We start from the raw sequence: 23,014 nt of genomic DNA on the forward strand, positions 1-23,014 counted from the left end.
GGCCGGAGCGTGCCCGAAGTATGTGGGACGGGCAATGCCGACATGCGGCCGTTATGGGGCTTGTCCCTGCCGCATCTCCCGAACGGAAAAGGGCCACGCGGTTGCCCGCGCGGCCCTCCTTGCTGTCCGGATTTGATCGGTTCGCTTAGAAGCGAACGCCGAGGCCGGCGACGACCTGGTCGCGGTTCAGGTCGATCTTCTCGTAGCGCGAGTAGCGATACTCGACCTTGCCGAAGAAGCGGCCGAAGTTCTTCTCGACGCCGGCGCCCAGACGGTAGCCGTCGTTGTTGATGCCGTCGTTGCCGACGCTGATGCGGGCATTGGTGTAGCCGGCCTTGCCGTAGATCAGCGTCGAACCGCCGACGACGAAGCCTGCGCGACCGCCGACATAGAGGTCACGGCCGGCTTCCACGCCACCTTCCTTGGTGGTCGCGCCGGTGATCTCGGCGTCGGCGCCGATCACGATGTTGTTGAACTGCTTGTCGTAGCCGATGGCGCCGCCATAGACGAAGCCCGAACGGCCATCACCCTCGGAGCCGACGTGATCCCAGCCGCCTTCGGCTTCGATGCGCGGGCCGTTGAACGGCGCGGCGCTGTCCTGCGCGAAAGCGGGAGTTGCGGTGGCTGCCACGAGGGCGAACGCGGACACTGCGAGAATTCGCATTATATTTCCTAACTTTGGACTTATTTACTCAGGTTCGGATGGCCATCCGGGGCTCTACGTAGGCCTCCGATTCCGCAGTGCAATATGGCAATTTAATTACAATTTCGGCGTGTTGCCTTTGTGCCACACCGCCATTCTCGATCATGTTCTGTTCAGGTTGGCCGAGAAGCCTCGCCGCCCTTGCGGCGCATGACGGGCTTGCTAGCATGCCCGCATGGGGGAACAGCTGACAGCCTTTGCCGGGGTGGCCATCGTCTTTGGCCTCACCTTCCTGCTGATGCGGGCGATGTGGCGCCAGATGCGCCGGGTCAACGCGCACACCGCAGCCGAAAGCCGGCGCAGAGCGGAAGAGGAAGAAGAGCGCCGCGGCCGTGCTCCGACCGAGCGCTGGGACGAAGGGCAGGGCCGGTACGTCCCGACGGAAGGCGATCCCAATGAGGAGTTGATCCGCCAGGGCTCGCGCGCCCGCTCCAACCCCTGGCCCTACGATCCCTGAGCGCCGCCGCTGCGCCACGAAGTTGAAAGTCGGTTCAGGTTTGCTTGACCGGCAGGCTGCGCCCGGATTATCGCCCCGGCGAAGTCAGGAGAGAATCGCCGATGAAGAAGCTCTATCCCAACGCAGAAGCAGCGCTGGAAGGGCTGCTGTTCGATGGCATGACGATCTGCGCGGGCGGGTTCGGCCTGTGCGGCATCCCCGAGCGGCTGATCGACGCGATCCGCGATGCGGGCACCAAGGACCTGACGATCGCTTCCAACAATGCCGGCATCGATGGCGAGGGGCTCGGCAAACTGCTGCGCACCCGCCAGGTGAAGAAGATGATCTCGTCCTATGTCGGCGAGAACAAGGAGTTCGAGCGCCAGTATCTCTCGGGCGAACTCGAAGTGGAATTCTGCCCCCAGGGCACGCTGGCCGAGCGTTGCCGCGCGGGCGGGGCGGGCATCCCCGGCTTCTACACCAAGACCGGCGTCGGCACGCTGGTGGCCGAGGGCAAGGAAGTGAAGGTGTTCGACGGCGAGGAATATATCCTCGAGCGCGGCATCCGCAGCGACCTGTCGATCATCAAGGGCTGGAAGGCCGACGAGAGCGGCAACCTGATCTTCCGCAAGACCGCGCGCAACTTCAACCAGCCGATGGCGACCGCGGGCAGGATCTGCGTCGCCGAGGTGGAGGAAGTGGTGCCGGTCGGCAGCCTGGATCATGACGCGATCCATCTGCCCGGCATCTATGTGAAGCGGCTGATCGTGGGCGCGCCCTACGACAAGAAGATCGAGTTCCGCACCACCCGGCCGCGCCCCGAGGCGCAGCAGGCGTGACCAGCCGCCTGGCGATAGCCGGCCTGGCGCTTGCCGCGACCGGCCTTTCGGGTTGTGTCGCGGCAGTGGCCGCGGTGCCGCTCATGGCCGGTGCGCAGGTGGTCAAGACCACGCAGGACGGCAAGGCGCGCAAGAAGAGCAAGCGCGAGAAGCAGGCCGTGCCGCGTGCCGGGGATGTCTATGTCACCGAGGACGGCAAGAAGGCGCAGGTCACCGGCCTGACGGCGTTGCCGCCGCCCAGCGGCGCGCCCACCGCGGCAGCCGTCGCGCCGGGCAAGGTCCCGCCGGAAATGCAGTTCCTCTATGGCTCGGGCGAGGCGTCGGCGCTCAGCCTCCAGGCCTATGCCGCGCTGTGGCGTTATCTGCATGACGAGCTGCGCTTCCGCCGCGACAAGAGCCAGATCAGCTCGGTGGTGATGACGCGCGATTCCACCCTGACTTCGCCCAAGTTCGATACCTGCGGCAAGCGCCCGCTTGCCGTGGTGTTCGATGTCGATGAGACTGTGCTGCTCAACCTTGGCTTCGAAAGCGATGCGGCAAGGCGTGGGCCCGGCTATGACCAGGGCCGCTGGACGCGCTGGGAAGAGACCGGCGCCGACAAGGTGGAGGCCGTGCCCGGCGCCGCCGAGACGATCGCCGCGATCCGCGGCGACGGCATCACCGTGATCTACAACACCAATCGCTCGGCCAGCACCGCGGCCTTCACGATCGATGCGCTGAACAAGGCCGGGCTGGGCCCGGTGACCCTGGGCGACACGCTGATCCTGCGCGACGACAGTGCGCCGAGCGGCAAGGACGAGCGGCGCTGGAAGATCGCCGAGCGCTACTGCATCGTCGCGATGGGCGGCGACCAGCTCGGTGATTTCAGCGACCTGTTCAACGCCAGGGACCTGTCGACGCCGGCGCGACGCAACACCACCGGCAACACGCTGATCGCCCCGCTCTGGGGGCGCGGCTGGTTCATCCTGCCCAACCCGGTCTACGGCTCCGGCCTCAAGGGCGGGATGGACGAGGTGTTCCCCAAGGACAAGCAATGGGCCGATCCGGCCGAGGAGAAGAAATAATGGCCTGGACCCGTGACGAGATGGCGGCGCGCGCCGCGAAGGAGCTGCAGGACGGCTTCTACGTCAATCTGGGCATCGGCATCCCCACGCTGGTGGCGAACCATATCCCGGAAGGGGTCGAGGTGACGCTCCAGTCGGAGAACGGCATGCTCGGCATCGGCCCGTTTCCCTTTGACGACGAAGTCGATCCCGATCTGATCAACGCCGGCAAGCAGACGATCAGCGAGCTGCCCCAGTCGGTCTATTTCGGCTCGGAGCAGAGCTTCGCGATGATCCGCGGCGGCCATATCGATCTCACCGTGCTCGGCGCGATGGAGATCAGCGAGACCGGTGACATTGCCAACTGGATGATCCCGGGCAAGATGATCAAGGGCATGGGCGGCGCGATGGATCTGGTCGCCGGCGTCAAGAAGATCATCGTCGTGATGGAGCACAACTCCAAGGATGGCGCGCCCAAGTTCGTGCCGAGCTGCGACCTGCCGCTTACCGGCAAGAATGTGGTCGACATGATCATCACCGATCTCGCGGTGTTCCAGCGCCCCGATCACGGCTCGCCCTTCCGTCTGATCGAGCTGGCACCGGGCGTGAGCGAGGAAGACGTCGCGGCGAAGACCACCGCGAAGTACGAAGTGGCGCTGGCGACGGCATAAGTTGCTGCAGCGCCGCATGGACGCGAATTAATTGGCCGGGGGCTGCGCAAGGGCGTAGCCTCCGCCCATGATCGACTGGTTCCGCCGCCGCTACCTCGACCTGCTCGGTTCGATCTACATCTATAACGAGCATCGGGGCTATACGAGCATCGACCGGGTGCTCGAGGCCGTGAAGGCGCGTGCGCCCGACGACCACGCCCTGATCGCCGCGATCGAGAAGCACCGCGCCGACGAGCGCAAGCATTATGTCATGTTCAAGCGCTGGTTCGAGCTGCGGGGCAAGATGCCGCTCCAGGTCGATCGGACCTGCGGCCATATCGACCGCTTCGTCGAGATCATGTTCCGCCGGACGATCGACGAGCTCGATACCAGGCGGATCATCGCCGAGGATGACCAGTTCGAGAAGCTCTGCCGGGTGATCTCGCTCACCGAGCAGCGCGGGCACAAGCAGGTGGAGATCCTGCTCAGGCATCCGCTGGTGACCGGCGACAAGGTGCTGATGAAGATCTTCCGGATCATCGAGAAGGATGAGCCGAGCCACTGGGCCCCCTATGAAGGCTGGCTCAAGGCGAACGGCAAGCGCGAGTCCCGTTGGTGGGAGCGGGGGATCGACACCTTCATTCATTCCGAGCTGCTGTTTCTCAAGCTGCCGGTGCTGTTCCTGAACTTCCGGGTGAAGCGGCGGACGGAATGGCAGGACGCGCGGGAGCCGGCCGAGGCCAAGGCTTCGCCGGTGCCGGTGCTCTCCTGACCTAAAGCCCCTCTCCCGAAGGGGAGGGGCTTTCGACACTGCGATGCCTCGGGCATATCCACCTCGATGCATATCCTGCTGACAGGCTCGTCCGGCTGGCTCGGCCGTTTCCTTGCGCCTTTGCTGCGTGCGAATGGCCACCAGGTGACCGGGCTTGATGTCGCCCCGGGCGTGGATACCGATGTGGCCGGATCGGTCGCTGATCGGGCACTTGTCGATCGCACCTTCGCCGAGCGGGGGATCGAGGCGGTGATCCATGGCGGCGCGCTGCACAAGCCCGACATCGCCCGCTATCCCGCCCAGGCGTTCATCGACGTCAATGTCGCCGGCACGCTCAATCTGCTCGAGGCGGCCGCGAAGGCCGGGCATGACCGGTTCGTGTTCACATCCACCACCTCGCTGATGATCAGCCAGGCGATCCGCGACGAGGCCGGCGACGCGGCGGTGTGGCTCGATGAGGCCTCGGGCCCGCTCGAGCCGCGCAACATCTACGGCGTCACCAAGCTTGCCGCCGAGCAGCTCTGCCGGCTCGCCTGGCTGAACGACGGGCTCAACTGCATCGTGCTGCGCACCAGCCGTTTCTTCCCGGAAGATGATGATACCCACCATGCGCTGTCCGGCGAGAATATGAAGGCGAATGAACTGCTTAATCGCCGTCTCACGGTAGAGGACGCGGCGCGGGCGCATCTGGTTGCGCTGGAGAAGGCGCCGGAAATCGGCTTCGATACTTGCATCGTTTCTGCGCCGACACCCTTCTCGCGCGCGGATTGCTCGGAACTCAAGCACGATGCCGCTACGGTAATTACCCGTCATTTCCCCGATGCACCGGAGTTATATCGTGCAAAGGGATGGGAACTTCCCAGCAGCATCGGCCGCATCTATGACGCAGCCCGCGCCGAGCAAAGACTCGGCTTTCGGTGTGAGACCGGGTTCGCAGAAGTTCTGGATACGCTGCGCGGCGGGAGGCCACTGCCTTTCGCGCATGATCCGTCTTACGTCTCCCCTAAGGAAGGTCCGGCCGCGGCATAATCCGCTGGGGCTGGCTGTGTATTAGTGGCTTGATACACTTTTGAGCCTTGGGAATTATACATGCGCTGGATATTTCGTGGACTGGCCGTTCTGGCCGGCCTTGCCGTGCTGTTTGCCATCATCGTCTTTGCGGGTTCCGAATGGGTGCTCCGCCGCAGCCATGCCGTGCCGGAAGTCGCGATCGCCGTGCCGAAGGATGCCGCGTCGGTGGCCGAAGGCGGCCGCCTCGCCAAGATCGTCATGTGCCGCGATTGTCATGCGGCAGAGGGGCAGGGGCAGCAGATTTTCTCCGATCCGATGTTCGGCACGGTGGCACCGCCGCCGATCGCCAAGATGGCGGCGCAGCTCAGCGATGCCGAGCTTGCCCGGCTGATCCGCCACGGCGTGAAGAAGGACGGCAGCTCGACCTTCATCATGCCCAGCCACTCGCTGGGGCATATCTCCGACGACGATCTCGGCAGGATCATCGCCTGGATCCGCACGCTCAAGCCTGGCCCGCAGGACAGCAAGGCGCAGAACCGGTTCGGGCCGATCGGCCGTTTCCTGCTGCTCACCGGTGCGCTGCCGGCGATGGCGACGCCGGCCAATGTCTCGGCGGCGAAGCGCCCCGCCGATGTCGGCCGCTATTATTCGAGCGTCGCCTGCCAGGCCTGCCACAAGCTGCACGAGGACGGCACGATGGAAGACGGCAAGACCAAGGTGCCGGCGCTGGCGCCGATGGTCGCTTCCTACGATCCCGCCGCGTTCAACAAGCTGATGCGCACGGGGCAGGGGATGAGCAAGCGTGACCTGGGGCTGATGGGCGTCGTCGCCCGCGCCGGTTTCTCGGCCTTCACCGACCAGGAGATCGTCGCGCTGCAGGCCTATCTCAAGGCCGAGGCCGCGAAGGGCGCGCGCTAGGGGTCAATCTGTTCCCCGGCGAAAGCCGGGGCCCAGGGTTTCTCTGCCGGACCGCTCGTGACCCTGGGCCCCGGCTTTCGCCGGGGAGCAGGTAGTTGCAGAGCCTTGGATCACAGTGGCGATCCGGGTCGGCAATTCCTATCTCCAGCTCGGCAACTTGATGCAGCTGCCGGACCGGAGAATAGTTCAACTATGCGATGGAAAATTGCACGAACGCTTGCCTGTGCGCAAGAATCGACTAAAGCGCCCGCATGACCGTTCAACCTCGCACCCTGTACGAAAAGATCTGGGCCGACCATGTGGTCGAGCGCCGGGATGATGGAACCTGCCTGATCTATATCGACCGCCACCTCGTCCATGAGGTGACCAGCCCCCAGGCCTTTGCCGGCCTGCGCGCGGCGGGGCGGCCGGTGCGCCGTCCGGACCTTACGCTTGCGGTTCCCGACCATAATTTGCCGACCACTGCGCGCGTCGATGCCGCCGGGCATGAGCTGCCGATCGCCGATGCGGCCAGCGCCGGCCAGCTCTCCGCCCTGCGCGCGAACGTCGCCGAGTTCGGCGTACCCTATATCGACGCGCTCGATGCGCGGCAGGGCATCGTCCATGTCGTCGGTCCCGAGCAGGGCTTCACGCTGCCGGGCACGACGCTGGTTTGTGGTGACAGTCATACGTCGGCGCATGGCGCGTTGGGCGCGCTTGCCTTCGGGATCGGCACCAGCGAGGTCGAGCATGTCCTTGCGACCCAGACGCTGCTGCTGAAGCAGAGCAAGACGCTGGAGATCCGCGTCGACGGCACGCTCGGCTTCGGGGTGAGCCCCAAGGACGTGGTGCTGGCGATCATCGGCAAGATCGGCGCCGCCGGCGGCACCGGCTATGTCATCGAGTTCACCGGCGAGGTTATCCGCGCCATGTCGATCGAGGGGCGACTGACCGTCTCGAACATGTCGATCGAGGGCGGCGCCCGCTCGGGCCTGATCGCACCGGACCAGACGACCTTCGACTATATCAAGGGCCGGCCGCTGGCACCGACGGGCGAGGCCTGGGACAGAGCCGTCGCCTATTGGAAGACGCTGCCGACCGATGCCGGCGCGTGTTACGACAAGAGCGTGATCCTGCAGGCCAGCGACATCGCGCCCTCGCTCACCTGGGGTACCAGCCCCGAGGACGTGGTGCCGATCACCGGCGCCGTGCCCGATCCGGAGAGCTTCGAGGATCCGGCCAAGCGCATCGCCGCGCAGAAGTCGCTCGACTATATGGGGCTCACCCCCGGCATGCGGATGGAAGACGTGTCGATCGAGCATGTCTTCATCGGCTCGTGCACCAACAGCCGAATCGAGGATCTGCGCGCCGCCGCCGCGGTGGTGAAGGGCCATCACGTCGCCGATCGCATCCGCCAGGCGCTGATCGTGCCGGGTTCCGGGCTGGTCAAGCGCCAGGCCGAGGCCGAGGGGCTGGACCGCATCTTCCGCGAGGCAGGTTTCGAGTGGCGCGAGCCGGGTTGCTCGATGTGTCTCGCCATGAACCCCGACAAGGTCCCCGCCGGCGAACGTTGTGCTTCCACCTCGAATCGAAATTTCGTAGGAAGACAAGGTCCTGGGGCGCGGACGCACCTGCTTTCACCCGCAATGGCGGCGGCGGCAGCGATACGGGGGCGCCTCACCGATGTCAGGGAGCTGATGTCGGAGGATGCGTAAGGGGATGAAGTATGAAGCGTGCGCTTGTCGCATTGATCGCAGCAACGGTGCTGAGCGGGCTGGCAGCAGCCTATGCAACGACCGGCAGGGTCATGGAAGCGAAGGCGGAGACCGCAGCCGCCCGCTGAACCGGGAGGCAGAATAAGTGGAAGCCGTTCGCAAGGTCGAGGGGCGCGCCTATCCGTGGGGCGCCAAGAATATCGACACCGACATCATCATTCCCGCGCACTGGCTGAAGACCACCACGCGCGAAGGGCTGGGCAAGGGCGCGTTCGAAAGCGTGCGCGCGCAGCCGGGCAATGTGTTCGACGACGAGCGCTATGCCGGCGCCCCTGTGCTCGTCGCCGGCGACAATTTCGGCTGCGGCTCCAGCCGCGAGCATGCGGCCTGGGCGCTCGCCGATCTCGGCATCAAGGCGGTGATCGCGCCGAGCTTCTCGGACATCTTCTCGGGCAATGCCTTCAAGAACGGCATCGTGCCGGTGGTGCTGCCGCAGGAAGCCGTCGACCGGCTGGTCGAAGTGGCGAAGACCGACGAGATTACCGTCGACCTCGAGACGATGACCGTCACCACGCCGTTCCAGGATCGCTTTGCCTTCGAGCTGGATGCGTTCCGTCGCCAGTGCCTGATGGAAGGGCTGGACGAGATCGGCATGACGCTGGCAAAGGATACCGCGATTTCGAAATTCGAATCCGCGGTGGCCGCAGAGCGCCCGTGGATCGCTGTAGGAGGCGGACATGAAGGCATTGCTCTCGAAGGAGCCGGGCGGACCTGACACTCTAATCCTCGAGGAAGTCGCCGATCCGGTCGCCGGCAAGGGGCAGGTGGTGGTCGCGGTGAAGGCCTGCGCGATCAACTATCCCGACTTTCTGATCATCGAGGACAAGTACCAGTTCAAGCCGCCCAGGCCCTTCGCGCCGGGCGGCGAGATCGCCGGCGTGATCGAAAGCGTCGGCGAGGGCGTGACCGATTGGGCGGTTGGCGACCGGGTAATCGCCGTGACGGGCCATGGTGGCCTGGTCGAAAGGATAGCGATCGAATCCTTCCGCCTGTTCAGGCTGCCCGAGGGCCGCAGCTTCGAGGAAGGCGCGGCGCTGCTGCTCACCTATGCGACGACGATCCACGCGCTGCTCGATCGCGGCCATCTGCGCGAGGGGCATAACCTGCTCGTGCTCGGTGCGGCCGGCGGCGTCGGCCTGGCGGCGGTCGAGCTCGGCAAGGCGTTCGGCGCGCGGGTGATCGCGGCGGTTTCCTCCGAGGAGAAGGCGGCGGCGGCCAAGGCGGCGGGCGCCGACGAGACGCTGGTCTACGGCCGTGCGCCGTTCGACAGGGACCAGTCCAAGGCGCTGGCCGAGCAGTTCAAGGCGGCGCTGGGGCCGCAGGGTGCGGACGTGGTCTACGATCCCGTGGGCGGCGATTATGCCGAGCCGGCACTGCGTGCGATCGGCTGGGAAGGGCGCTACCTGGTGGTCGGCTTCCCTGCGGGCATTCCCAAGCTGCCGCTCAACCTGACCCTGCTCAAGAGCTGTGACGTGTGCGGCGTTTTCTGGGGCGCCTTCGCGGCGCGCGATCCCAAGGCCAACCAGGCCCATGTCGAGCACCTCTTCCGCCTCTGGGCCGAAGGCAAGATCGCGCCGAAGGTCACCGAGACGTTCCCGCTCGCCGATGGCGGCAAGGCGATTGCCAAGATGGCCGCGCGCCAGGTGATCGGGAAGGTCGTGGTGCGGGTCTGAGCTTTCCCTTCTCCTGCTTCACGTCAGGGCGATGTCGTGGGTTCGGGCCTTCTCACCCGCCGGCATGCCGGTCGGCACGCCATTGCGGCCATTGACCGATGGTCATTGCGCGTAACAGCCACTCGGTGGGGCCATAACGGAAGCGCCGAAGCCACCAGTGGCTCGCGAGCAGCTGGGCGCCGAAGATCAGGATGACCGTGCCGAGCGTCTGCGCGATGGACAGGCGCCCGATCAGGCCTAGGCCATAGCCGTAGAAGATGAAGGCGCAGACCAGCGATTGCAGGAGGTAGTTGGAGAGCGCCATGCGGCCGGCGCTTGCCAGATAGTCGCGCCAGGGCTCGGTCCGGCCGGAATCGAATATCGTGAGCATCGCGGCCATCAGCGCCATCGTCAGGAATGGCGATGTGACGATGGAGAGGGCCAGTGTGGCCGTTTCAAGCGGAGAGCCGGGCGCGAGCTGCGTCGCCGCCGCATAGGCAAGGCCTCCCGGCAAACCGACCAGCAACCCCCAACGGGATGCCCGGCCGAGATATGGCCCATAGGTTTCGCGCGCCTCGAAGAATCGGCGGCGGCCGGCGACGAAACCGAGCAGGAACATCGCCAGTGCACAGGGTGCCTGGAGCAGGAGCAGCATCGGCAGGAAGGACTGCAGCTCTTCCAGGCGCTGGCCCACGATCGACGGCATCAACCCCCGAAAGGCAGCGGCGACTGCTTCGGCGTGCTGCTGGAGTGCCACGGAATCCTGCCGCATCGGCTCGCTCGCCTGGAGGAGGGCCAGCAGCAACCAGAAGGCCGCTGTCGCCAGGATGATGGCGGCGGCGAGCCACAACCTGGTTGCATCGCTCCAACGCCGCGTCATCAGGAGCAAGAGGCCCAGCACGGCATAGGTGGCGAGGATGTCGCCATGAAACAGCAGGACGGCGTGGCAGGCCCCGATCAGAAACAGCCCGGCCTGACGGCGCAGCATGCGCGGCAGGAACGCGGCCTCCGCCCTTTCCGCCGACTGCATCTGGAGGGTGACGCTGTAGCCGAACAGGAAGGAGAACAGCAGGTAGAATTTCAGCTCGAAGACCGTGGAGATCACGAAGGCGAGGGCGTCGTCCAGCGGGCCCCTTCCGCCCGGCGGCATGAGCCCGGTCCCATACCATGGCGAGGAGAAGACCATGGCGTTGACCACCAGAATGCCGAACAGGGCGCTTCCCCGGGCCGCATCGATATTGGTGATGCGTTCATGCATCGCGGTCGGTCGCGTCGATGCCGAAAATGGCTTGGATCACGGTTGCCAGCGCGGCGCGCTCCGCCATGGGATCGAAGTTCCCGTCGACGGCGACGCGGCTGAATATCCCGTCGACCAGCACCATGAGGAAGCGAACGGCATGGTCGGCCGGGATCAACGGATGCGCCTGGCCCCGAGCGGTGGCGTCCAGGAGGAGTGCCGCAAGCCCTTCCTCCAGCAGCCGATCGCCGGTCATGCTCGCTGCGGCGACATCCGCGTCACGCGCGCCCTCCGCTGCAATCTCCAGGATGAGCCGTCGCTCGCCCGCGTCGCTGGCGAGGTGCAGGATCCCGTCGAGGAAAGCGGTCAATGCCGCGGGGAATTGCGGTTGCCGGCGCAGGGATTCCATCCAGCTCGCGGTTTGCCGGCTCTGATCCTCCACGACGGCGAGGATGATCGCCTTCTTGTTCGGGAAATAGTGGAACAGCTTGCCCGAACTCGTGCCGGCCTCGATGCGGATGGCCTCGGTACTGGTTCTGTGGAAGCCATCGCGCATGAAGCAGGCCCGCGCCGCGGCGAGGACGGCCTGTCGCTGGAAGGCATGTTTGACGGGATCGACGGTGCGCATGTGAATCCAATAAAAGAGAGAGTACTCTGTTTATTATTATTCCTGGGCTGGCCGTCAAGCTTTCCGGCGCCTGCCCGGGTGCGCGCCTGGACGAAGGAGTGGCCCCGGCGCGTGGAGTTCGGGCCGCACTCGCTTGCCTAGCGCCCATCGCCCCCCTATCTCCGCACCAAACGCCATATAGGGGACTGCAATGACCACGTTCGACGATCGCGAAAAGGCATTCGAGGCGAAGTTCGCCCGCGACGAGGACATGGCCTTCCGCGTCACGGCCCGCCGCAACAAGCTGGTCGGCCAGTGGGCTGCGGCCCAGATGAAGCTCACCCCGGAAGAGACCGACGCCTATGCCAAGGCCGTCGTCCAGGCCGATTTCGAGGAAGCCGGTGACGAGGACGTGATCCGCAAGGTGCTGGGCGACCTGCTCGCCGCCGGGGTCGAGGCCGATGACGCCGCGGTGCGCCGCGCGCTCGACGAGCAGACCGTCGAGGCACGTCGCCAGCTGATGGGCGAGATCTGATGCCGATGGCGGCCAGCGAGATCGAGGATCTCATCAAGGCCGGCATCCCCGATGCCCGGGTCGAGATCACCGATCTCGCCGGGGACGGCGACCATTATGCGGCGCGGGTTGTCGCGCCGATGTTCAAGGGCATGCCGCGGGTGCGCCAGCACCAGGCGGTCTATGCCGCGCTCGGCGGGCGGATGGGTGGCGTGCTCCACGCGCTCCAGCTCACCACCGAAGCGCCTGTCGAGGAGTAAGACCAAGTGACCGACGATACCCAGGCCCGCATCCAGCAGCTGGTCGACAGCAACAAGGTGCTGCTGTTCATGAAGGGCAGTCCGCTCTTCCCGCAGTGCGGCTTCTCCAGCCGCGCGGTGGCGATCCTCAACCATCTCGGCGCCGAGTTCGAGAGCGTCGACGTGCTCCAGGACCAGGGTGTCCGCCAGGGGATCAAGGAATTCTCCGACTGGCCGACCATCCCGCAGCTCTATGTGAACGGCGAGTTCGTCGGCGGTTCGGACATCATGATGGAAATGTACGAGAGCGGCGAACTCGCCCAGCTTCTCGCCGACAACGCCGCCGCCTGATCTCGCGGCACGCGTCCGGAATATCGGGCCGTCACTCCTTCGCGGGTGGCGGCCTTTTTCATGACGTCATGGCTGCACGCCGCCATGATGCGACGTCGTGACGTCACTTGCTCGATTCGTTCTAGGGAACCCGGGTCGGGTGGGTCGACGCGAGACCGGGGAAAGTAGCGGTCGACCCACCCTGAAATGAAGCGTTGAACGCTTGGGGTGCCCTATACTTTGCAGTCCGCGTGCCAGTTTTCACGAACCCCGGATTTGCGCGGGTTTCACTGGTTAGCGAGGGTTAACCCGTTGCTGGACTTGTAAGCGATTCCGACAGTTTCGGCAGGTTGCGCCGACCATCCAGCAGCAAAGCCGTCAGTTTCCGTTCAGCCAGCGTTCACCCGCTTGACTACAAGCGTAATCGTGACGATTACAGGCGTAGTCAGCAAAAGAGGGACGTGATGACGGAACGGATCAGCGATGCAGAGCATGCCGTGATGGAAGTGCTCTGGGAGGAGTCGCCGCTCACTGCCCAGGAAGTTGCCGAGCGCGTGCCCACCGAGCGCGGCTGGAGCGCCAATACGGTCAAGACCCTGCTCGGCCGCCTGCTCGCCAAGAACATCATCGGGCACCAGGAAGAGGGCCGTCGCTACCTCTATCGTCCGCTGGTCGTCCGTGGCGACTATGTCGCGGGAGAATCGCGCAAGCTGATGGACCGGCTGTTCGGCGGCAAGCTGACTCCGCTGGTCGCCCATCTCGCCGAGCGCGATGAGCTTACCGACCAGGACATCGCCGAGATCGAGGCACTGCTGAAGGATCTCAAGCAATGACCGGCTGGATCGTCGAGACCTTCATCGCGAGCACGCTGCTGATGCTGCTGGTGCTCGTCATCCGGGCACCGGTCCGCCGCGCCTTCGGCCCGCAAATGGCCTATGCGCTGTGGGCCATGCCGGTACTCCGGCTGCTGATGCCGCCGCTGCCCGGCGACTGGACCCTCACCAGCCTGATCGCTCCCTTCGTCCGCGAGGCGGACGTACCGGGGATCGTCACGGGGATCATCAAGCCCGAGGCACTGCCCGCCACGATCGACAGGAGCGCGGTGACGATCGTGGAGATCGGCAGCGGCAGCCATCCCGCCACGGCGGCGCTGGTCGCGCCCACCTATAGTGCGAGCGGGCCCAGCCTGCTGATCCTTGCCATCGGCCTGTGGGCGCTCGGCGCGCTGGCGTTCCTCGCCTATCACCTGATCGCGCACCGTCGGCACTGCGCCAAGCTGCTCCGGGCGGCGCGCATCGACCGCACCATCGCCCAGGGCAAGGTGCGGGTGATCGAGACCGACGCGGTTCACGGGCCACTCGCCTTCGGGGTGATGCGCAAATATGTCGCTTTCCCGTGCGACTTCAACGAGCGCTACGACGAGCAGGAGCGCGATCTCGCGCTCGCCCATGAGCTGGGCCACCATGTCCGCGGCGATCTGATCGCCAACTGGGTCGCGCTCATCGTCCTCGCGCTCCACTGGTTCAATCCGGTCGCCTGGCGGGCATTCCGTGCCTTCCGCGCCGACCAGGAAATGGCCTGCGACGCCCTGGTGCTCGCCGGCCGCGCCCAGGCACTGCGCCATGCTTATGGCCGTGCGATCGTCAAGTCCGCGCATGGGGGTGCGGTCTCGGCGGCATGTCACTTGCACACAATCAACGAAGTCAAAGGGAGGCTCCGCATGCTTTCGAAGACCCACAAGAATTCCCCCGCTCGCCTGGCCGCCGGCCTGGTCGGCACCACGGCGCTGGGCCTCGCCGCGCTCGGCCTCACCGCTTCCGGCACCCAGGCCGCCGAGACCATCAAGGTGAAGGTGGAGAAGGTGACCGGCATCAAGCTCGGCCAGGACGTGCCCGCGCCGCCGGCACCGCCCGCGCCGGTCTCGCCCCAGGCCGTTCCTGCCGTACCCGAGGCCCCGGAAGCGCCGGAAGGCCCGGTCAAGGTCCGCACCTACAGCTATACGGTCACCGGGGACGGCAAGGACAAGAAGGATGGCAAGCGCGTCACCAAGATCGTGATGGTGCATGCCGATGGCAGCAAGACCGAGAAGGACATGCCGGACATCGACGAGCTTCGTGCCCGCGTTCCGGAAGTCCGCAACAGCAAGTGCACCGACACCACGGACGGCAAGCCGGTCGTCGAGAATTTCGAGCGGAACGGCAAGAAGATCATGATCATCTGTTCGAACCGGATCGAGAAGATCACTGTCCAGGCCGAGAAGGCCGCGTTCGAGGCGAAGCGGGTCGGCATGCGTTCGGCTACGATCGGCTTGCAGGTTGCCCGCCGCTCGATCGAGAGCCAGCCCGACCTCAGCCCCGAGCAGCGTGCCAAGGCACTGAAGGGCATCGATGAGGCGATCGCCGAGCTCGAAAAGGGCGGCCTCAACGCCGACAAGTAACCCGCGAGGGGAAGGGCGTTCGGATTGTTGCCCCTTTCACGAACGCCCTTCGACGGGGCCGGCTGCCACTCCTTCGCAGCCGGCCCCGTTTCGTTTTCGAGGCCAGTCTTGCGCTGCGCCGCCGCAAAGGCCATCTCGGGCGCATGGACATCCCCACGGACGCTCCGACCGGCCTGGCCATGGCGCTCGATCCGCTGGTCACCCGGGTGCTGGCGCCCAACCCGTCGCCCTTCACCTATACCGGCACGCAGACCTATCTGGTCGGCACGACCGCGCTTGCCGTGATCGATCCGGGCCCCGACGATCCCGAGCATATCGCCGCACTGATCGGCGCGATCGCCGGGCGCAAGGTGGTGGCGATCCTCTGCACGCACACGCACCGCGACCACAGCCCCGCCGCCGCGCCGCTCAAGGCGTTGACCGGGGCGCCGATCATCGGCTGTGCCCCGCTGTCGCTCGCCGACGCCGGCCCGCGCGCCGATGCCGCCTTCGACACCGGCTATGCACCCGATCGGGTGCTGGCGGACGGCGAGTCCGTCACCGGCCCCGACTGGACGGTCACCGCCGTCGCCACGCCCGGCCACACTTCCAACCACCTCTGCTTCGCGCTGACGGAGAGCGGCGCGCTGTTCAGCGGTGATCATGTCATGGGCTGGTCGACCACCGTGGTCGCGCCGCCCGATGGCGACATGGCGTCCTATATGCGCAGCCTCGAGGTGCTGATGGCGCGCGCGCAGGACCGCATCTACTTCCCCGCGCATGGCGAGCCGATAGAGCGGCCGCACCGGTTCGTGCGCGGGCTGATCGGCCACCGCAAGCAGCGCGAGGGCCAGATCCTGCGCCTGCTCAAGGCGGATGTCGGCGCGGTTCCCGCCATGGTCGAGCGCATGTATGTAGGCCTCGACCCGCGTCTCAACGGCGCGGCGGGCCGGTCTGTGCTCGCGCATCTGATCGACCTGCGCGATCGGGGGCTGGTGATCGAGGAGGGCGATAGTTGGAAGATGGCAGCGTGAAGCAGGGGAGCGGCTGCCTGAAGCTGCTGGGCGTGACGCTGGCGATCTTGCTGGCAATCGCCCTGATGCTCGGCGCCGGATTCTGGTTCATCGGCGACACGATCAAGCGCCAGTTCCAGGGGCCCACGCCCGAGACGGTTGCCCAGGCCAGCCTGCAGGGGCTGCGCGAGCAGAACCGCCTGTCCGCTTTCGCCGCCAAGTTCGTCGCGGTGGTGACCTCGAAGCAGAGCCAGCTGGGTCTTACCGCGCAGAAGACCATGATCATGCCGGGCAGCGTCCGCTACGAAGTCGATCTGTCGAAGCTCGGCCAGGACGACGTCACCTGGGATGCGGCGAACAAGCGGCTCACCATCAAGCTGCCTGCGGTCGAGGCGACCGATCCCGCGGTCGATCTCAACGCCATCCGCCAGTATGACAATGGCGGCATTCTGCTTTCGGTCACCAATGTCGGGGGCAAGCTCGACGAGGCGAACCGCAAGGCCGGGCAGCAGGAACTGCTCAACCAGGCGCGCTCGGGCCCGTACATGCGCATGGCCCGGGACGCGACGCGCCGCGCGATCGAGCGCAGCTTCACCATGCCGCTCAAGGCCGCCGGGATCGACGGCAGCGTCGAGGTGCTGTTCCCCGACGAGCTGAACCGCCCGAGCGAGCAATGGGACGTCTCGCGCCGGCCCGAGGATGTCATCAACAACAAGTGGTGAGCCCGAACGGCCTTGAACCCGGGCTCGCGCCGGGCCATGTGCGGCGCGGGCAAGGGAGTATGGTTGGCATGGACGCGCGCAACGGCATTGGCGGCAGCTTGAGCGGGCTAGATCTCCGCGCCGAGATCGATCGGCTGCGCAAGGAGCGCAACGCCGTCATCCTCGCCCATTATTACCAGAAGCCCGAGCTGCAGGACCTGGCGGACTTCGTCGGCGACAGCCTCGACCTCAGCCGCAAGGCGGCGGAGACCGATGCGGATGTGATCGCCTTCTGCGGCGTGCGCTTCATGGCCGAGACGGCGAAGATCCTGAGCCCCGAGAAGATCGTGGTGCTGCCCGACATGAACGCCGGCTGCTCCCTCGAGGACAGCTGCCCGCCCGAGCAGTTCGCCGCCTTCCGTGCCGCGCACCCGGATCATATCGCGCTGACCTATATCAACTGCTCGACCGAGGTGAAGGCGCTCAGCGACATCATCGTCACCTCGAGCTCGGCCGAGAAGATCCTCGCCCAGATTCCCGAGAGCCAGAAGATCATCTTCGGGCCGGACCGCAACCTGGGCGGCTATCTCAAGCGCAAGATCGGCCGCGACATGCTGCTCTGGCCGGGCGTATGCATTGTGCACGAGGCGTTCAGCGAAACCGAGCTGCTGAAGCTCAAGGCGCAGTATCCCGGCACTCCGGTTGCCGCGCACCCCGAATGCCCGCCGCATGTCCTCGATCACGCCGATTATGTCGGCTCGACCCGCGGCATCCTGGAATTCTCGCAGGCAATGGACGGCGATATCCTGATCGTCGCCACCGAGCCGCACATCATCCACCAGATGCAGAAGGCGATGCCGGAGAAGACCTTCATCGGCGCGCCGGGTGCCGACGGCAACTGCAACTGCAATATCTGCCCGTACATGGCGCTCAACAACATGGAGAAGCTCTACCTCGCGCTGCGCGATCTCACTCCGCGCATCGAGATCGAGGAGGGGCTGCGCCTCCAGGCCAAGAAGAGCCTCGACCGGATGCTGGAGATGGCGTCGAGCACGGTCGGGCAGGGCGATCTCGGCGCGATCGGCGGCGACCCCACCAAGGGCGACTAAGGCGCGATCGACGCGCTCCAACACGCGTCCGGCTGCGACTCGCGAAAGTACACAAAGTACAGGCCTGGAACGGGTTTCGCCGGTGCTTGTCTTCCCTGTTTTCCCGGGGAAGTCGTGCGTCCCGCAACATGATTGCGTGCGCGTGATCCTATTTTTCCAGCGGCTTCAAAGAGCGGCCGGCCATGGAGCCGGCGGCGCGAGCCCAGCAGACGAAATCCTACATTGCAAGCTGGCCGCCGCGGTGGCTCAGCGCCATTCCGGCTGGATGCCCATCGTCGCCGAATAGAAGTTCACATATTGCGCCAGCCTTGGCCGGTCGGTCGTGTTCGGGCTGGCGCCGTGCGGCAGGTCGTGCCGCCAGATGATCAGGTCGCCTGCGCGACCCGGGATGCGCACCGCGCGATCGCTCAGGTCCACCTTGCGTGGATCGGCATCCCCCAATCCGTCGAGCCATTCGAGCAACTCGTGATGGAAGCCGGGCACCAGCTCGAACGCGCCCTGGTCCTCGCTGGTGTCCGATAGATACAGCACCCCCTGGGTGGCGAAGGCGATCGGCGGCACCAGGCTTACATCCCAGTGCAGCCTTGGCGCGGCGAAGCTATGCCTGGGGTGCAGCGGCGCGTTGAAGCTCATCCGGTCGACGCGGCGCCACAGGTCGCTGGTGCCCCAGAGCTGGGCAAAGGCCTTGTGCACCCGGGCCGACCGCCGCACCGCTTCGAGCGCCGGATGCTGGAACAGCTGGACCATCATCCCCTGGCCGCGCGCCGAATACCAGGTTGCAGGATCGGACGGGTCGGCGCCGACGGTTTCCCAGAGCAGGGTCGCGGCCGCTTCCGCTTCCTCGGGCGTGACTGCGTCGTGCAGCACCACATAGCCGTGCTCTTCCCAATGGGCGAGGTCGGTGGAGTCCAGCGTGTCGGGCATCGCATCGATCGCCGCCAGCCGGGCGGCAACGGCCGGCGGGGGCGGGGCGCCATCCAGCGCGGCGTGGAACCGGGCGATTTCCAGCGGCTCGGGCGAACCGGCGGTGGCGAGGATCCAGCGGCGGAAACCGTCAAAGTCCGGTCTCTCTACGGCAAGATATTGTATGGCCTGCTCCGTCCCCAGCCCCAGGAGGTCGAGCAGCAGCTTGTCCGCCAGCCAGTCTTCGGGCGGCGCGGCGAGATGGCAGGCCTTGCGCTCCCAATATGTATGCAGACCACGGATATCCGGGAACAGGGCGGGTTCGACATCGGCCATGGGCTATCGATGACCCGGCGGGCTGGCTTCGGTCAATGGCATCCGTTCGGCAGGTCGCCATTGCCGCCACGGGGCATGGCTCCTAAGGGCAGCGCATGGCCTTTACGCTCGACCGCTTCGATCTCGACGCCTTCGTCGCCGCCACCCTTGCCGAGGATCTGGGCGACAAGGGAGACATCACTTCCGCCGCCGTGATTCCGGCGGATGCCGTGTTCACCGGGGTGATGGACAGCCGCGACGCGATCACCGTCGCGGGGCTGCCGATCGCCGAGGCGTTCTTCCGCGCGCTCGATCCCGAGGTGGAGATCGAGCGGCTGGTCGAGGACGGGCAGCAGGTGCCCGCCGGTACCGATCTCATGCGGCTGCGCGGCAAGGCCCGCGCGCTGCTCACCGCCGAGCGATCGGCGCTCAACACGGTGCAGCACCTGTCCGGCATCGCGACGATGGCGCGCGCCTATGTCGCTGCGATCGCCGGCACCGGCACGACCTTGCTCGACACCCGCAAGACGCTGCCGGGTCTCCGCGTGCTCGAGAAATATGCCACGCGCATGGGCGGGGCGACCAATCACCGCATGGGCCTGTGGGACGCGGCGATGATCAAGGACAATCATGTCGCCGTCGCCGGTTCGGTGGGCGAGGCGGCGCGCCGCGCGGTGGCCGCGGGCATCGAGCACATCATCGTCGAGGTCGATCGGATCGACCAGATCGAGCCGGCGCTGGAAGCCGGCGCCACCCACTTGCTGCTCGACAATATGGGGCCGGAGACACTGCGCGAGGCGGTGGCGCTGGTCTCCTGGCGGGTGCCGACCGAGGCTTCGGGCGGGGTGCGGCTCGATACGATCCGTTCGCTTGCCGAAAGCGGCGTCACCTATGTCAGCGTCGGTCGCCTGACCCAGTCGGCGCCCGCCGCCGATATCGGCCTGGATTTCACCCAAGGATGAGGAAGATGGGGATGCGCAAGCTGCTTCTCGGGATCGCCGGCACCGGGCTTGCGCTGCTGCCGGGCATGGCATCGGCCCAGGCGCTGATGTGCCGCCCCGCCGCGGGTGTCGAGCGGCCGCGTCCGGACCTGCCCGATGCCCGGCAGCCGCGCCGTATCCTGCCGATCGGTAGCTATACGCTGGCGCTGACCTGGAACCCCGGCCTGTGCCGCGCCGATGCTGCCAATCCGGAGAACCGCTTCCGCTGCAGCCGGAGCGCGCGTTTCGGCTTCACCCTGCACGGCCTGTGGCCCGACGGGACGGGCAAGACCTGGCCGCAATATTGCGCCGATACGCGCATCCTGCCGCCGGCGCAGATCAAGCAGATGCTGTGCGCCACCCCCTCGGCCCAGCTGATCCAGCACGAATGGGCCAAGCACGGCACCTGCACGACCATGTCGCCCGCCACCTATTTCGCCACGGCCAGGCGGCTCTACGACCTGGTGCGCTATCCGGACATGGACCAGCTGTCGCGCGGCAACCTGACCGTCGGCCAGTTCAAGGCGCGCTTCGCTGCCGCCAATCCGAACATTCCGGCCGAGGCGATCCGCGTGACGGTGACCAAGGAGAACTGGCTCGACGAGCTGTGGCTCTGCCTCGACACCGGGCTGCGCTATGAGCGCTGCAAGCCGAACAGCGGCGGGGCCGCGGACGGCGCCGCGCTCAAGATCTGGCGGGGTGGCGGCCGCCGTTAACGGTGGTCGATGGTCGAGGTGCCCGGGTGGTGCCGGTCGAGGTGGCGCTTGATCAGCTTCAGGTTGCGGCTGTTCGACTTGAACAGGAAGTCGGCTGCGTCGCCCACCACGGGCACCAGGCCGATCGCCCAGTCGAAGCCGACATTGCCGAGCATGCGGATCATCGTCGTCTTCGGCATCTTCAGGTTGCGGGCTTCCCAGACGATGTAGAGTCCGAGCAGCGCCGCGACCACGTCGCCGCCGATGGGGACGAGCCCCAGGATCGCGTCGAGGCCGACCTTGGCCTTGGTGCCGGGGATGGGCACGCTGCGCTCGAGCAGATGCTCCATCGCCTCGATCCGCTTGCGGACGTCGGCCGCATGCGTTCCCAGCGGCAGCGCACTCGCCGCCGTCCTTGCCCCCGAAGCCATCCGCGTCGTCTTCGCCACGTTCACCTCGTCTCGTTGCGCAGGTGGTTCAACGGGTGCCACGCCCGGGCGTTCCCCTGCCAGGCCTGCAGCCGCAGCGCGACGATAGACCATCGGAAGGGCTGGGCGATAGGGATGTATGCGATGTCGGCGGTGAGCGCGGCGTCGGCATCGGCGATGCGTGCGGCGCGGGCGTCGAGGTCGGGCGCGTCACGGCCCGCTTCGATCAGCGCCTGGGCCTGGGGCGAGCAGGTCTCGCACGCGGTGGCGACGAACCAGCGGGCGCTGTCATAGGGCGCGACGGCATCGATCAGCCGCAGGTCGGCGGGGGCGTCCTGCGCGACGCGGACCGGGGTCAGCCGGATAGCGTAGAGCGCTTCGGCGATTCGCGACCAGACAAGATTGGCGCCGGGGCCCGAGGGCAGGGCTACCCGTATGGTGACCGGTCCCGGGTGGCTTCGGCGCCAGTTGGCTACGGTATTGCGGGCATTCTGCCGGCGCGCGTCGAGATCGAGCGATGCCCAGGCCGGTTGGGCGGGGGCACTGGCGGAATCGAGCTGGCTGGGCAGTAGCGTCTCGACCGGGGCCCAATCGGGGTGGATCTGACGGGTGAGCGTGGGACGGTCGATCGCCATGGCGATTGCCGCGCGGTTGGCCTGATCTGCGAAGAAGCCCTCGCGCGAGGCGACGGCCAGGCCGAACAACCCGAGTGCGTTGTCGAGCTTCACATTCGGGCCAGCGATGCCGACCACGCCGACCAGGGGCCAATCGACAAAGCTGCCGCCCAGCACCAGGTCGGACTGTCCTTCCCGGAAACGGGCGAGCGCCATCGAGGCGCGCTCGCCGCGGAACTGCAGGGTCTCCTGGGGGCGCGGTGCCGCTGCCTCGTCCGGATCTCCGGGTTCGGGGACGGGCCTGAGCAGCACGCCCGCGCGGTTCTGGGTGGCGCGGAACGGGCCGCTGCCATCGAGCTTGTCGAGCCGGAACACGGCCATCTCCGGCTGGGCGAACAGCTTGAGCAGGTCCGGGCGCGGGCGCTTCAGCCGCACTTCGATTACCTGCGGAGTCATCTCGACGATCTCGTCGATCACCGCGAGGAAGGGGGCGAGCGGATTGCGCGAACGCGGCTGAATGGCGCGACGCAGGACACGGACGACTTCGCCGGCGGTGACGGCCTCGCCATCGGGCCAGGTCGCGTCGTCACGCAGCCGGAAGATGTAGCTGCGGCCGTCGTCGATCACGATCCAACGCTCGGCCAGGCCGGGCTCGATCTGGCCGGTGGCGTCGAAGCGGACCAGCCCCTGCGCGGCCGCGCCCATCAGCACGCGGTGCGCGGGATCCAGTGGGCCGGTATCGGGATCGGCGAACGTGCTGCCGCTGCCGATGGCGCTCACCACCACGACGGTGTTGTCGCGCCGCTGACCCGCACCGCCGCCACACGCCGCAAGCGCGAGCAGGGGCAGCAGGGCAAGGAAGCTTGGGCGCATCGGGGAATGGATCCGGCTGGGGTATGCTTGGTGTATGGCGCCGCGCATGGGCTGCCAACCCCCGCCGATCCGGCGATGCGATCATGGTCGCCGAGGCGACGGTCGGGGTAATCCGGCCTTGGGGCCCGCTTGGGGTAGCGGGAACGCTGGCTCAGCGCTGGTGCGGACGGCGGGACTCGAACCCGCACGCCCCGAAGGGCAGAAGATTTTAAGTCTCCGGCGTCTACCGGTTCCGCCACGTCCGCATCGTGCAGGCGCACGA

The 23,014-nt window shown here is 66.5% G+C and carries 26 protein-coding genes and 1 tRNA gene; 20 read left to right on the plus strand and 7 right to left on the minus strand.

All coding sequences use genetic code 11. The annotated features are described in order from the left end of the window. Nucleotides 1-145 precede the first annotated feature (145 nt). Nucleotides 146-664, minus strand: coding sequence for an outer membrane protein (locus O3305_RS22295; protein ID WP_269574476.1), 519 nt, complete (start codon nt 662-664; stop codon nt 146-148). Between the two features lie 214 nt (nt 665-878). Here O3305_RS22295 and O3305_RS22300 point away from each other — a divergent pair, with 214 nt between their 5' ends. From O3305_RS22300 to O3305_RS22345, 10 genes are all read left to right on the plus strand, one after another. Continuing rightward, nucleotides 879-1,160: a hypothetical protein gene (locus O3305_RS22300; RefSeq protein WP_184169495.1), complete on the plus strand. Its 282-nt coding sequence runs from the start codon at nt 879-881 to the stop codon at nt 1,158-1,160. 101 nt (nt 1,161-1,261) lie between these two features. Beyond that, nucleotides 1,262-1,978, plus strand: coding sequence for a CoA transferase subunit A (locus O3305_RS22305; RefSeq protein ID WP_269574477.1), 717 nt, complete (start codon nt 1,262-1,264; stop codon nt 1,976-1,978). Then, nucleotides 1,975-3,042 (plus strand): HAD family acid phosphatase, encoded by a 1,068-nt coding sequence (locus tag O3305_RS22310; protein ID WP_269574478.1) that lies wholly within the window; start codon nt 1,975-1,977, stop codon nt 3,040-3,042. The genes O3305_RS22305 and O3305_RS22310 overlap by 4 nt, the downstream gene beginning before the upstream one ends. Further along, complete coding sequence (locus O3305_RS22315) at nt 3,042-3,692, plus strand: 3-oxoacid CoA-transferase subunit B (protein ID WP_184169491.1); 651 nt, start codon at nt 3,042-3,044, stop codon at nt 3,690-3,692. The genes O3305_RS22310 and O3305_RS22315 overlap by 1 nt, the downstream gene beginning before the upstream one ends. A gap of 67 nt (nt 3,693-3,759) precedes the next feature. Then, entirely contained in the window at nt 3,760-4,443 is a 684-nt protein-coding gene (locus O3305_RS22320; protein WP_269574479.1) for a ferritin-like domain-containing protein, read from the plus strand. Between the two features lie 66 nt (nt 4,444-4,509). Continuing rightward, on the plus strand, nt 4,510-5,472 hold the full coding sequence (locus tag O3305_RS22325; RefSeq protein WP_269574480.1) for an NAD-dependent epimerase/dehydratase family protein: 963 nt from the start codon (nt 4,510-4,512) through the stop codon (nt 5,470-5,472). A gap of 60 nt (nt 5,473-5,532) precedes the next feature. After that, nucleotides 5,533-6,372, plus strand: a complete 840-nt coding sequence (locus tag O3305_RS22330) for a c-type cytochrome (RefSeq protein WP_269574481.1) — start codon at nt 5,533-5,535, stop codon at nt 6,370-6,372. A 251-nt stretch (nt 6,373-6,623) separates the two neighbouring features. Next, nucleotides 6,624-8,066, plus strand: coding sequence for a 3-isopropylmalate dehydratase large subunit (leuC, locus tag O3305_RS22335; protein WP_269574482.1), 1,443 nt, complete (start codon nt 6,624-6,626; stop codon nt 8,064-8,066). A 145-nt stretch (nt 8,067-8,211) separates the two neighbouring features. Continuing rightward, the gene (leuD, locus tag O3305_RS22340) at nt 8,212-8,841 is read left to right on the plus strand and encodes a 3-isopropylmalate dehydratase small subunit (RefSeq protein WP_269574483.1); all 630 of its coding nucleotides are present in this window, start codon (nt 8,212-8,214) and stop codon (nt 8,839-8,841) included. Beyond that, entirely contained in the window at nt 8,804-9,799 is a 996-nt protein-coding gene (locus tag O3305_RS22345) for an NADPH:quinone oxidoreductase family protein (protein ID WP_269574484.1), read from the plus strand. Before leuD ends, O3305_RS22345 begins: the two co-directional genes overlap by 38 nt. A gap of 52 nt (nt 9,800-9,851) precedes the next feature. Here the strand turns inward: O3305_RS22345 and O3305_RS22350 are convergent, their stop codons facing one another. Together O3305_RS22350 and O3305_RS22355 are read right to left on the minus strand one after the other, a co-directional pair. Then, complete coding sequence (locus O3305_RS22350; protein ID WP_269574485.1) at nt 9,852-11,036, minus strand: DUF418 domain-containing protein; 1,185 nt, start codon at nt 11,034-11,036, stop codon at nt 9,852-9,854. Next, nucleotides 11,029-11,643 carry a TetR/AcrR family transcriptional regulator gene (locus O3305_RS22355; RefSeq protein ID WP_269574486.1) on the minus strand — a complete coding sequence of 205 codons (615 nt, stop codon included), beginning with the start codon at nt 11,641-11,643 and terminating at the stop codon, nt 11,029-11,031. The genes O3305_RS22350 and O3305_RS22355 overlap by 8 nt, the downstream gene beginning before the upstream one ends. Before the next feature lie 190 nt (nt 11,644-11,833). Here O3305_RS22355 and O3305_RS22360 point away from each other — a divergent pair, with 190 nt between their 5' ends. From O3305_RS22360 to nadA, 8 genes are all read left to right on the plus strand, one after another. Continuing rightward, entirely contained in the window at nt 11,834-12,157 is a 324-nt protein-coding gene (locus O3305_RS22360; RefSeq protein ID WP_184169473.1) for a DUF1476 domain-containing protein, read from the plus strand. After that, nucleotides 12,157-12,396, plus strand: a complete 240-nt coding sequence (locus O3305_RS22365; RefSeq protein ID WP_184169471.1) for a BolA family protein — start codon at nt 12,157-12,159, stop codon at nt 12,394-12,396. The genes O3305_RS22360 and O3305_RS22365 overlap by 1 nt, the downstream gene beginning before the upstream one ends. 6 nt (nt 12,397-12,402) lie before the next feature. Continuing rightward, on the plus strand, nt 12,403-12,726 hold the full coding sequence (gene grxD, locus O3305_RS22370) for a Grx4 family monothiol glutaredoxin (protein WP_269574487.1): 324 nt from the start codon (nt 12,403-12,405) through the stop codon (nt 12,724-12,726). A 443-nt stretch (nt 12,727-13,169) separates the two neighbouring features. Next, entirely contained in the window at nt 13,170-13,538 is a 369-nt protein-coding gene (locus O3305_RS22375) for a BlaI/MecI/CopY family transcriptional regulator (RefSeq protein WP_184169467.1), read from the plus strand. Beyond that, nucleotides 13,535-15,142 carry a M56 family metallopeptidase gene (locus O3305_RS22380; protein ID WP_269574488.1) on the plus strand — a complete coding sequence of 536 codons (1,608 nt, stop codon included), beginning with the start codon at nt 13,535-13,537 and terminating at the stop codon, nt 15,140-15,142. Before O3305_RS22375 ends, O3305_RS22380 begins: the two co-directional genes overlap by 4 nt. A 143-nt stretch (nt 15,143-15,285) precedes the next feature. Then, complete coding sequence (locus tag O3305_RS22385; protein WP_269574489.1) at nt 15,286-16,155, plus strand: MBL fold metallo-hydrolase; 870 nt, start codon at nt 15,286-15,288, stop codon at nt 16,153-16,155. After that, nucleotides 16,137-16,856: a DUF4230 domain-containing protein gene (locus tag O3305_RS22390; RefSeq protein ID WP_269574490.1), complete on the plus strand. Its 720-nt coding sequence runs from the start codon at nt 16,137-16,139 to the stop codon at nt 16,854-16,856. Before O3305_RS22385 ends, O3305_RS22390 begins: the two co-directional genes overlap by 19 nt. Before the next feature lie 68 nt (nt 16,857-16,924). Beyond that, nucleotides 16,925-17,944 carry a quinolinate synthase NadA gene (gene nadA / locus O3305_RS22395; RefSeq protein ID WP_269574491.1) on the plus strand — a complete coding sequence of 340 codons (1,020 nt, stop codon included), beginning with the start codon at nt 16,925-16,927 and terminating at the stop codon, nt 17,942-17,944. A gap of 246 nt (nt 17,945-18,190) precedes the next feature. On the opposite strand, the gene O3305_RS22400 is transcribed toward nadA, so the two are convergent. After that, a complete protein-coding gene (locus tag O3305_RS22400) occupies nt 18,191-19,183 on the minus strand; it encodes a phytanoyl-CoA dioxygenase family protein (protein ID WP_269574492.1) in 993 nt (330 codons plus the stop codon). A gap of 95 nt (nt 19,184-19,278) precedes the next feature. Between O3305_RS22400 and nadC the strand changes: the two genes are divergently transcribed. Further along, nucleotides 19,279-20,124, plus strand: a complete 846-nt coding sequence (gene nadC / locus O3305_RS22405) for a carboxylating nicotinate-nucleotide diphosphorylase (protein WP_269574493.1) — start codon at nt 19,279-19,281, stop codon at nt 20,122-20,124. A gap of 11 nt (nt 20,125-20,135) precedes the next feature. Continuing rightward, complete coding sequence (locus O3305_RS22410) at nt 20,136-20,858, plus strand: ribonuclease T2 (RefSeq protein WP_269574494.1); 723 nt, start codon at nt 20,136-20,138, stop codon at nt 20,856-20,858. On the opposite strand, the gene O3305_RS22415 is transcribed toward O3305_RS22410, so the two are convergent. The 3 genes from O3305_RS22415 to O3305_RS22425 form a co-directional block, all read right to left on the minus strand. Then, entirely contained in the window at nt 20,855-21,286 is a 432-nt protein-coding gene (locus O3305_RS22415) for a DUF4112 domain-containing protein (protein WP_502958165.1), read from the minus strand. The two genes, O3305_RS22410 and O3305_RS22415, sit on opposite strands and share 4 nt — an antisense overlap. Before the next feature lie 2 nt (nt 21,287-21,288). After that, nucleotides 21,289-22,752, minus strand: a complete 1,464-nt coding sequence (locus O3305_RS22420; RefSeq protein ID WP_269574495.1) for an ABC transporter substrate-binding protein — start codon at nt 22,750-22,752, stop codon at nt 21,289-21,291. 158 nt (nt 22,753-22,910) lie between these two features. Then, nucleotides 22,911-22,997, minus strand: a tRNA-Leu gene (locus O3305_RS22425). Nucleotides 22,998-23,014 lie beyond the last annotated feature (17 nt).

Origin of the sequence: Sphingomonas sp. NIBR02145 (genome assembly GCF_027359115.1) — a bacterium.
Taxonomy (GTDB): Bacteria; Pseudomonadota; Alphaproteobacteria; order Sphingomonadales; family Sphingomonadaceae; genus Sphingomonas; species Sphingomonas kyeonggiensis_A.

Coding starts and splice junctions, on each gene's coding strand:
- O3305_RS22365 (WP_184169471.1), top strand. CDS start 12,157: ATGCCGATGGCGGCCAGCGAGATCGAGGATCTCATCAAGGCCGGCATC.
- O3305_RS22385 (WP_269574489.1), top strand. CDS start 15,286: ATGGACATCCCCACGGACGCTCCGACCGGCCTGGCCATGGCGCTCGAT.
- O3305_RS22420 (WP_269574495.1), bottom strand. CDS start 22,752: ATGCGCCCAAGCTTCCTTGCCCTGCTGCCCCTGCTCGCGCTTGCGGCG.
- O3305_RS22300 (WP_184169495.1), top strand. CDS start 879: ATGGGGGAACAGCTGACAGCCTTTGCCGGGGTGGCCATCGTCTTTGGC.
- O3305_RS22305 (WP_269574477.1), top strand. CDS start 1,262: ATGAAGAAGCTCTATCCCAACGCAGAAGCAGCGCTGGAAGGGCTGCTG.
- O3305_RS22345 (WP_269574484.1), top strand. CDS start 8,804: ATGAAGGCATTGCTCTCGAAGGAGCCGGGCGGACCTGACACTCTAATC.
- O3305_RS22360 (WP_184169473.1), top strand. CDS start 11,834: ATGACCACGTTCGACGATCGCGAAAAGGCATTCGAGGCGAAGTTCGCC.
- leuC (WP_269574482.1), top strand. CDS start 6,624: ATGACCGTTCAACCTCGCACCCTGTACGAAAAGATCTGGGCCGACCAT.
- O3305_RS22355 (WP_269574486.1), bottom strand. CDS start 11,643: ATGCGCACCGTCGATCCCGTCAAACATGCCTTCCAGCGACAGGCCGTC.
- O3305_RS22400 (WP_269574492.1), bottom strand. CDS start 19,183: ATGGCCGATGTCGAACCCGCCCTGTTCCCGGATATCCGTGGTCTGCAT.
- O3305_RS22315 (WP_184169491.1), top strand. CDS start 3,042: ATGGCCTGGACCCGTGACGAGATGGCGGCGCGCGCCGCGAAGGAGCTG.
- nadA (WP_269574491.1), top strand. CDS start 16,925: ATGGACGCGCGCAACGGCATTGGCGGCAGCTTGAGCGGGCTAGATCTC.
- O3305_RS22325 (WP_269574480.1), top strand. CDS start 4,510: ATGCATATCCTGCTGACAGGCTCGTCCGGCTGGCTCGGCCGTTTCCTT.
- O3305_RS22350 (WP_269574485.1), bottom strand. CDS start 11,036: ATGCATGAACGCATCACCAATATCGATGCGGCCCGGGGAAGCGCCCTG.
- O3305_RS22295 (WP_269574476.1), bottom strand. CDS start 664: ATGCGAATTCTCGCAGTGTCCGCGTTCGCCCTCGTGGCAGCCACCGCA.
- O3305_RS22375 (WP_184169467.1), top strand. CDS start 13,170: ATGACGGAACGGATCAGCGATGCAGAGCATGCCGTGATGGAAGTGCTC.
- O3305_RS22320 (WP_269574479.1), top strand. CDS start 3,760: ATGATCGACTGGTTCCGCCGCCGCTACCTCGACCTGCTCGGTTCGATC.
- O3305_RS22410 (WP_269574494.1), top strand. CDS start 20,136: ATGCGCAAGCTGCTTCTCGGGATCGCCGGCACCGGGCTTGCGCTGCTG.
- nadC (WP_269574493.1), top strand. CDS start 19,279: ATGGCCTTTACGCTCGACCGCTTCGATCTCGACGCCTTCGTCGCCGCC.
- O3305_RS22380 (WP_269574488.1), top strand. CDS start 13,535: ATGACCGGCTGGATCGTCGAGACCTTCATCGCGAGCACGCTGCTGATG.
- O3305_RS22330 (WP_269574481.1), top strand. CDS start 5,533: ATGCGCTGGATATTTCGTGGACTGGCCGTTCTGGCCGGCCTTGCCGTG.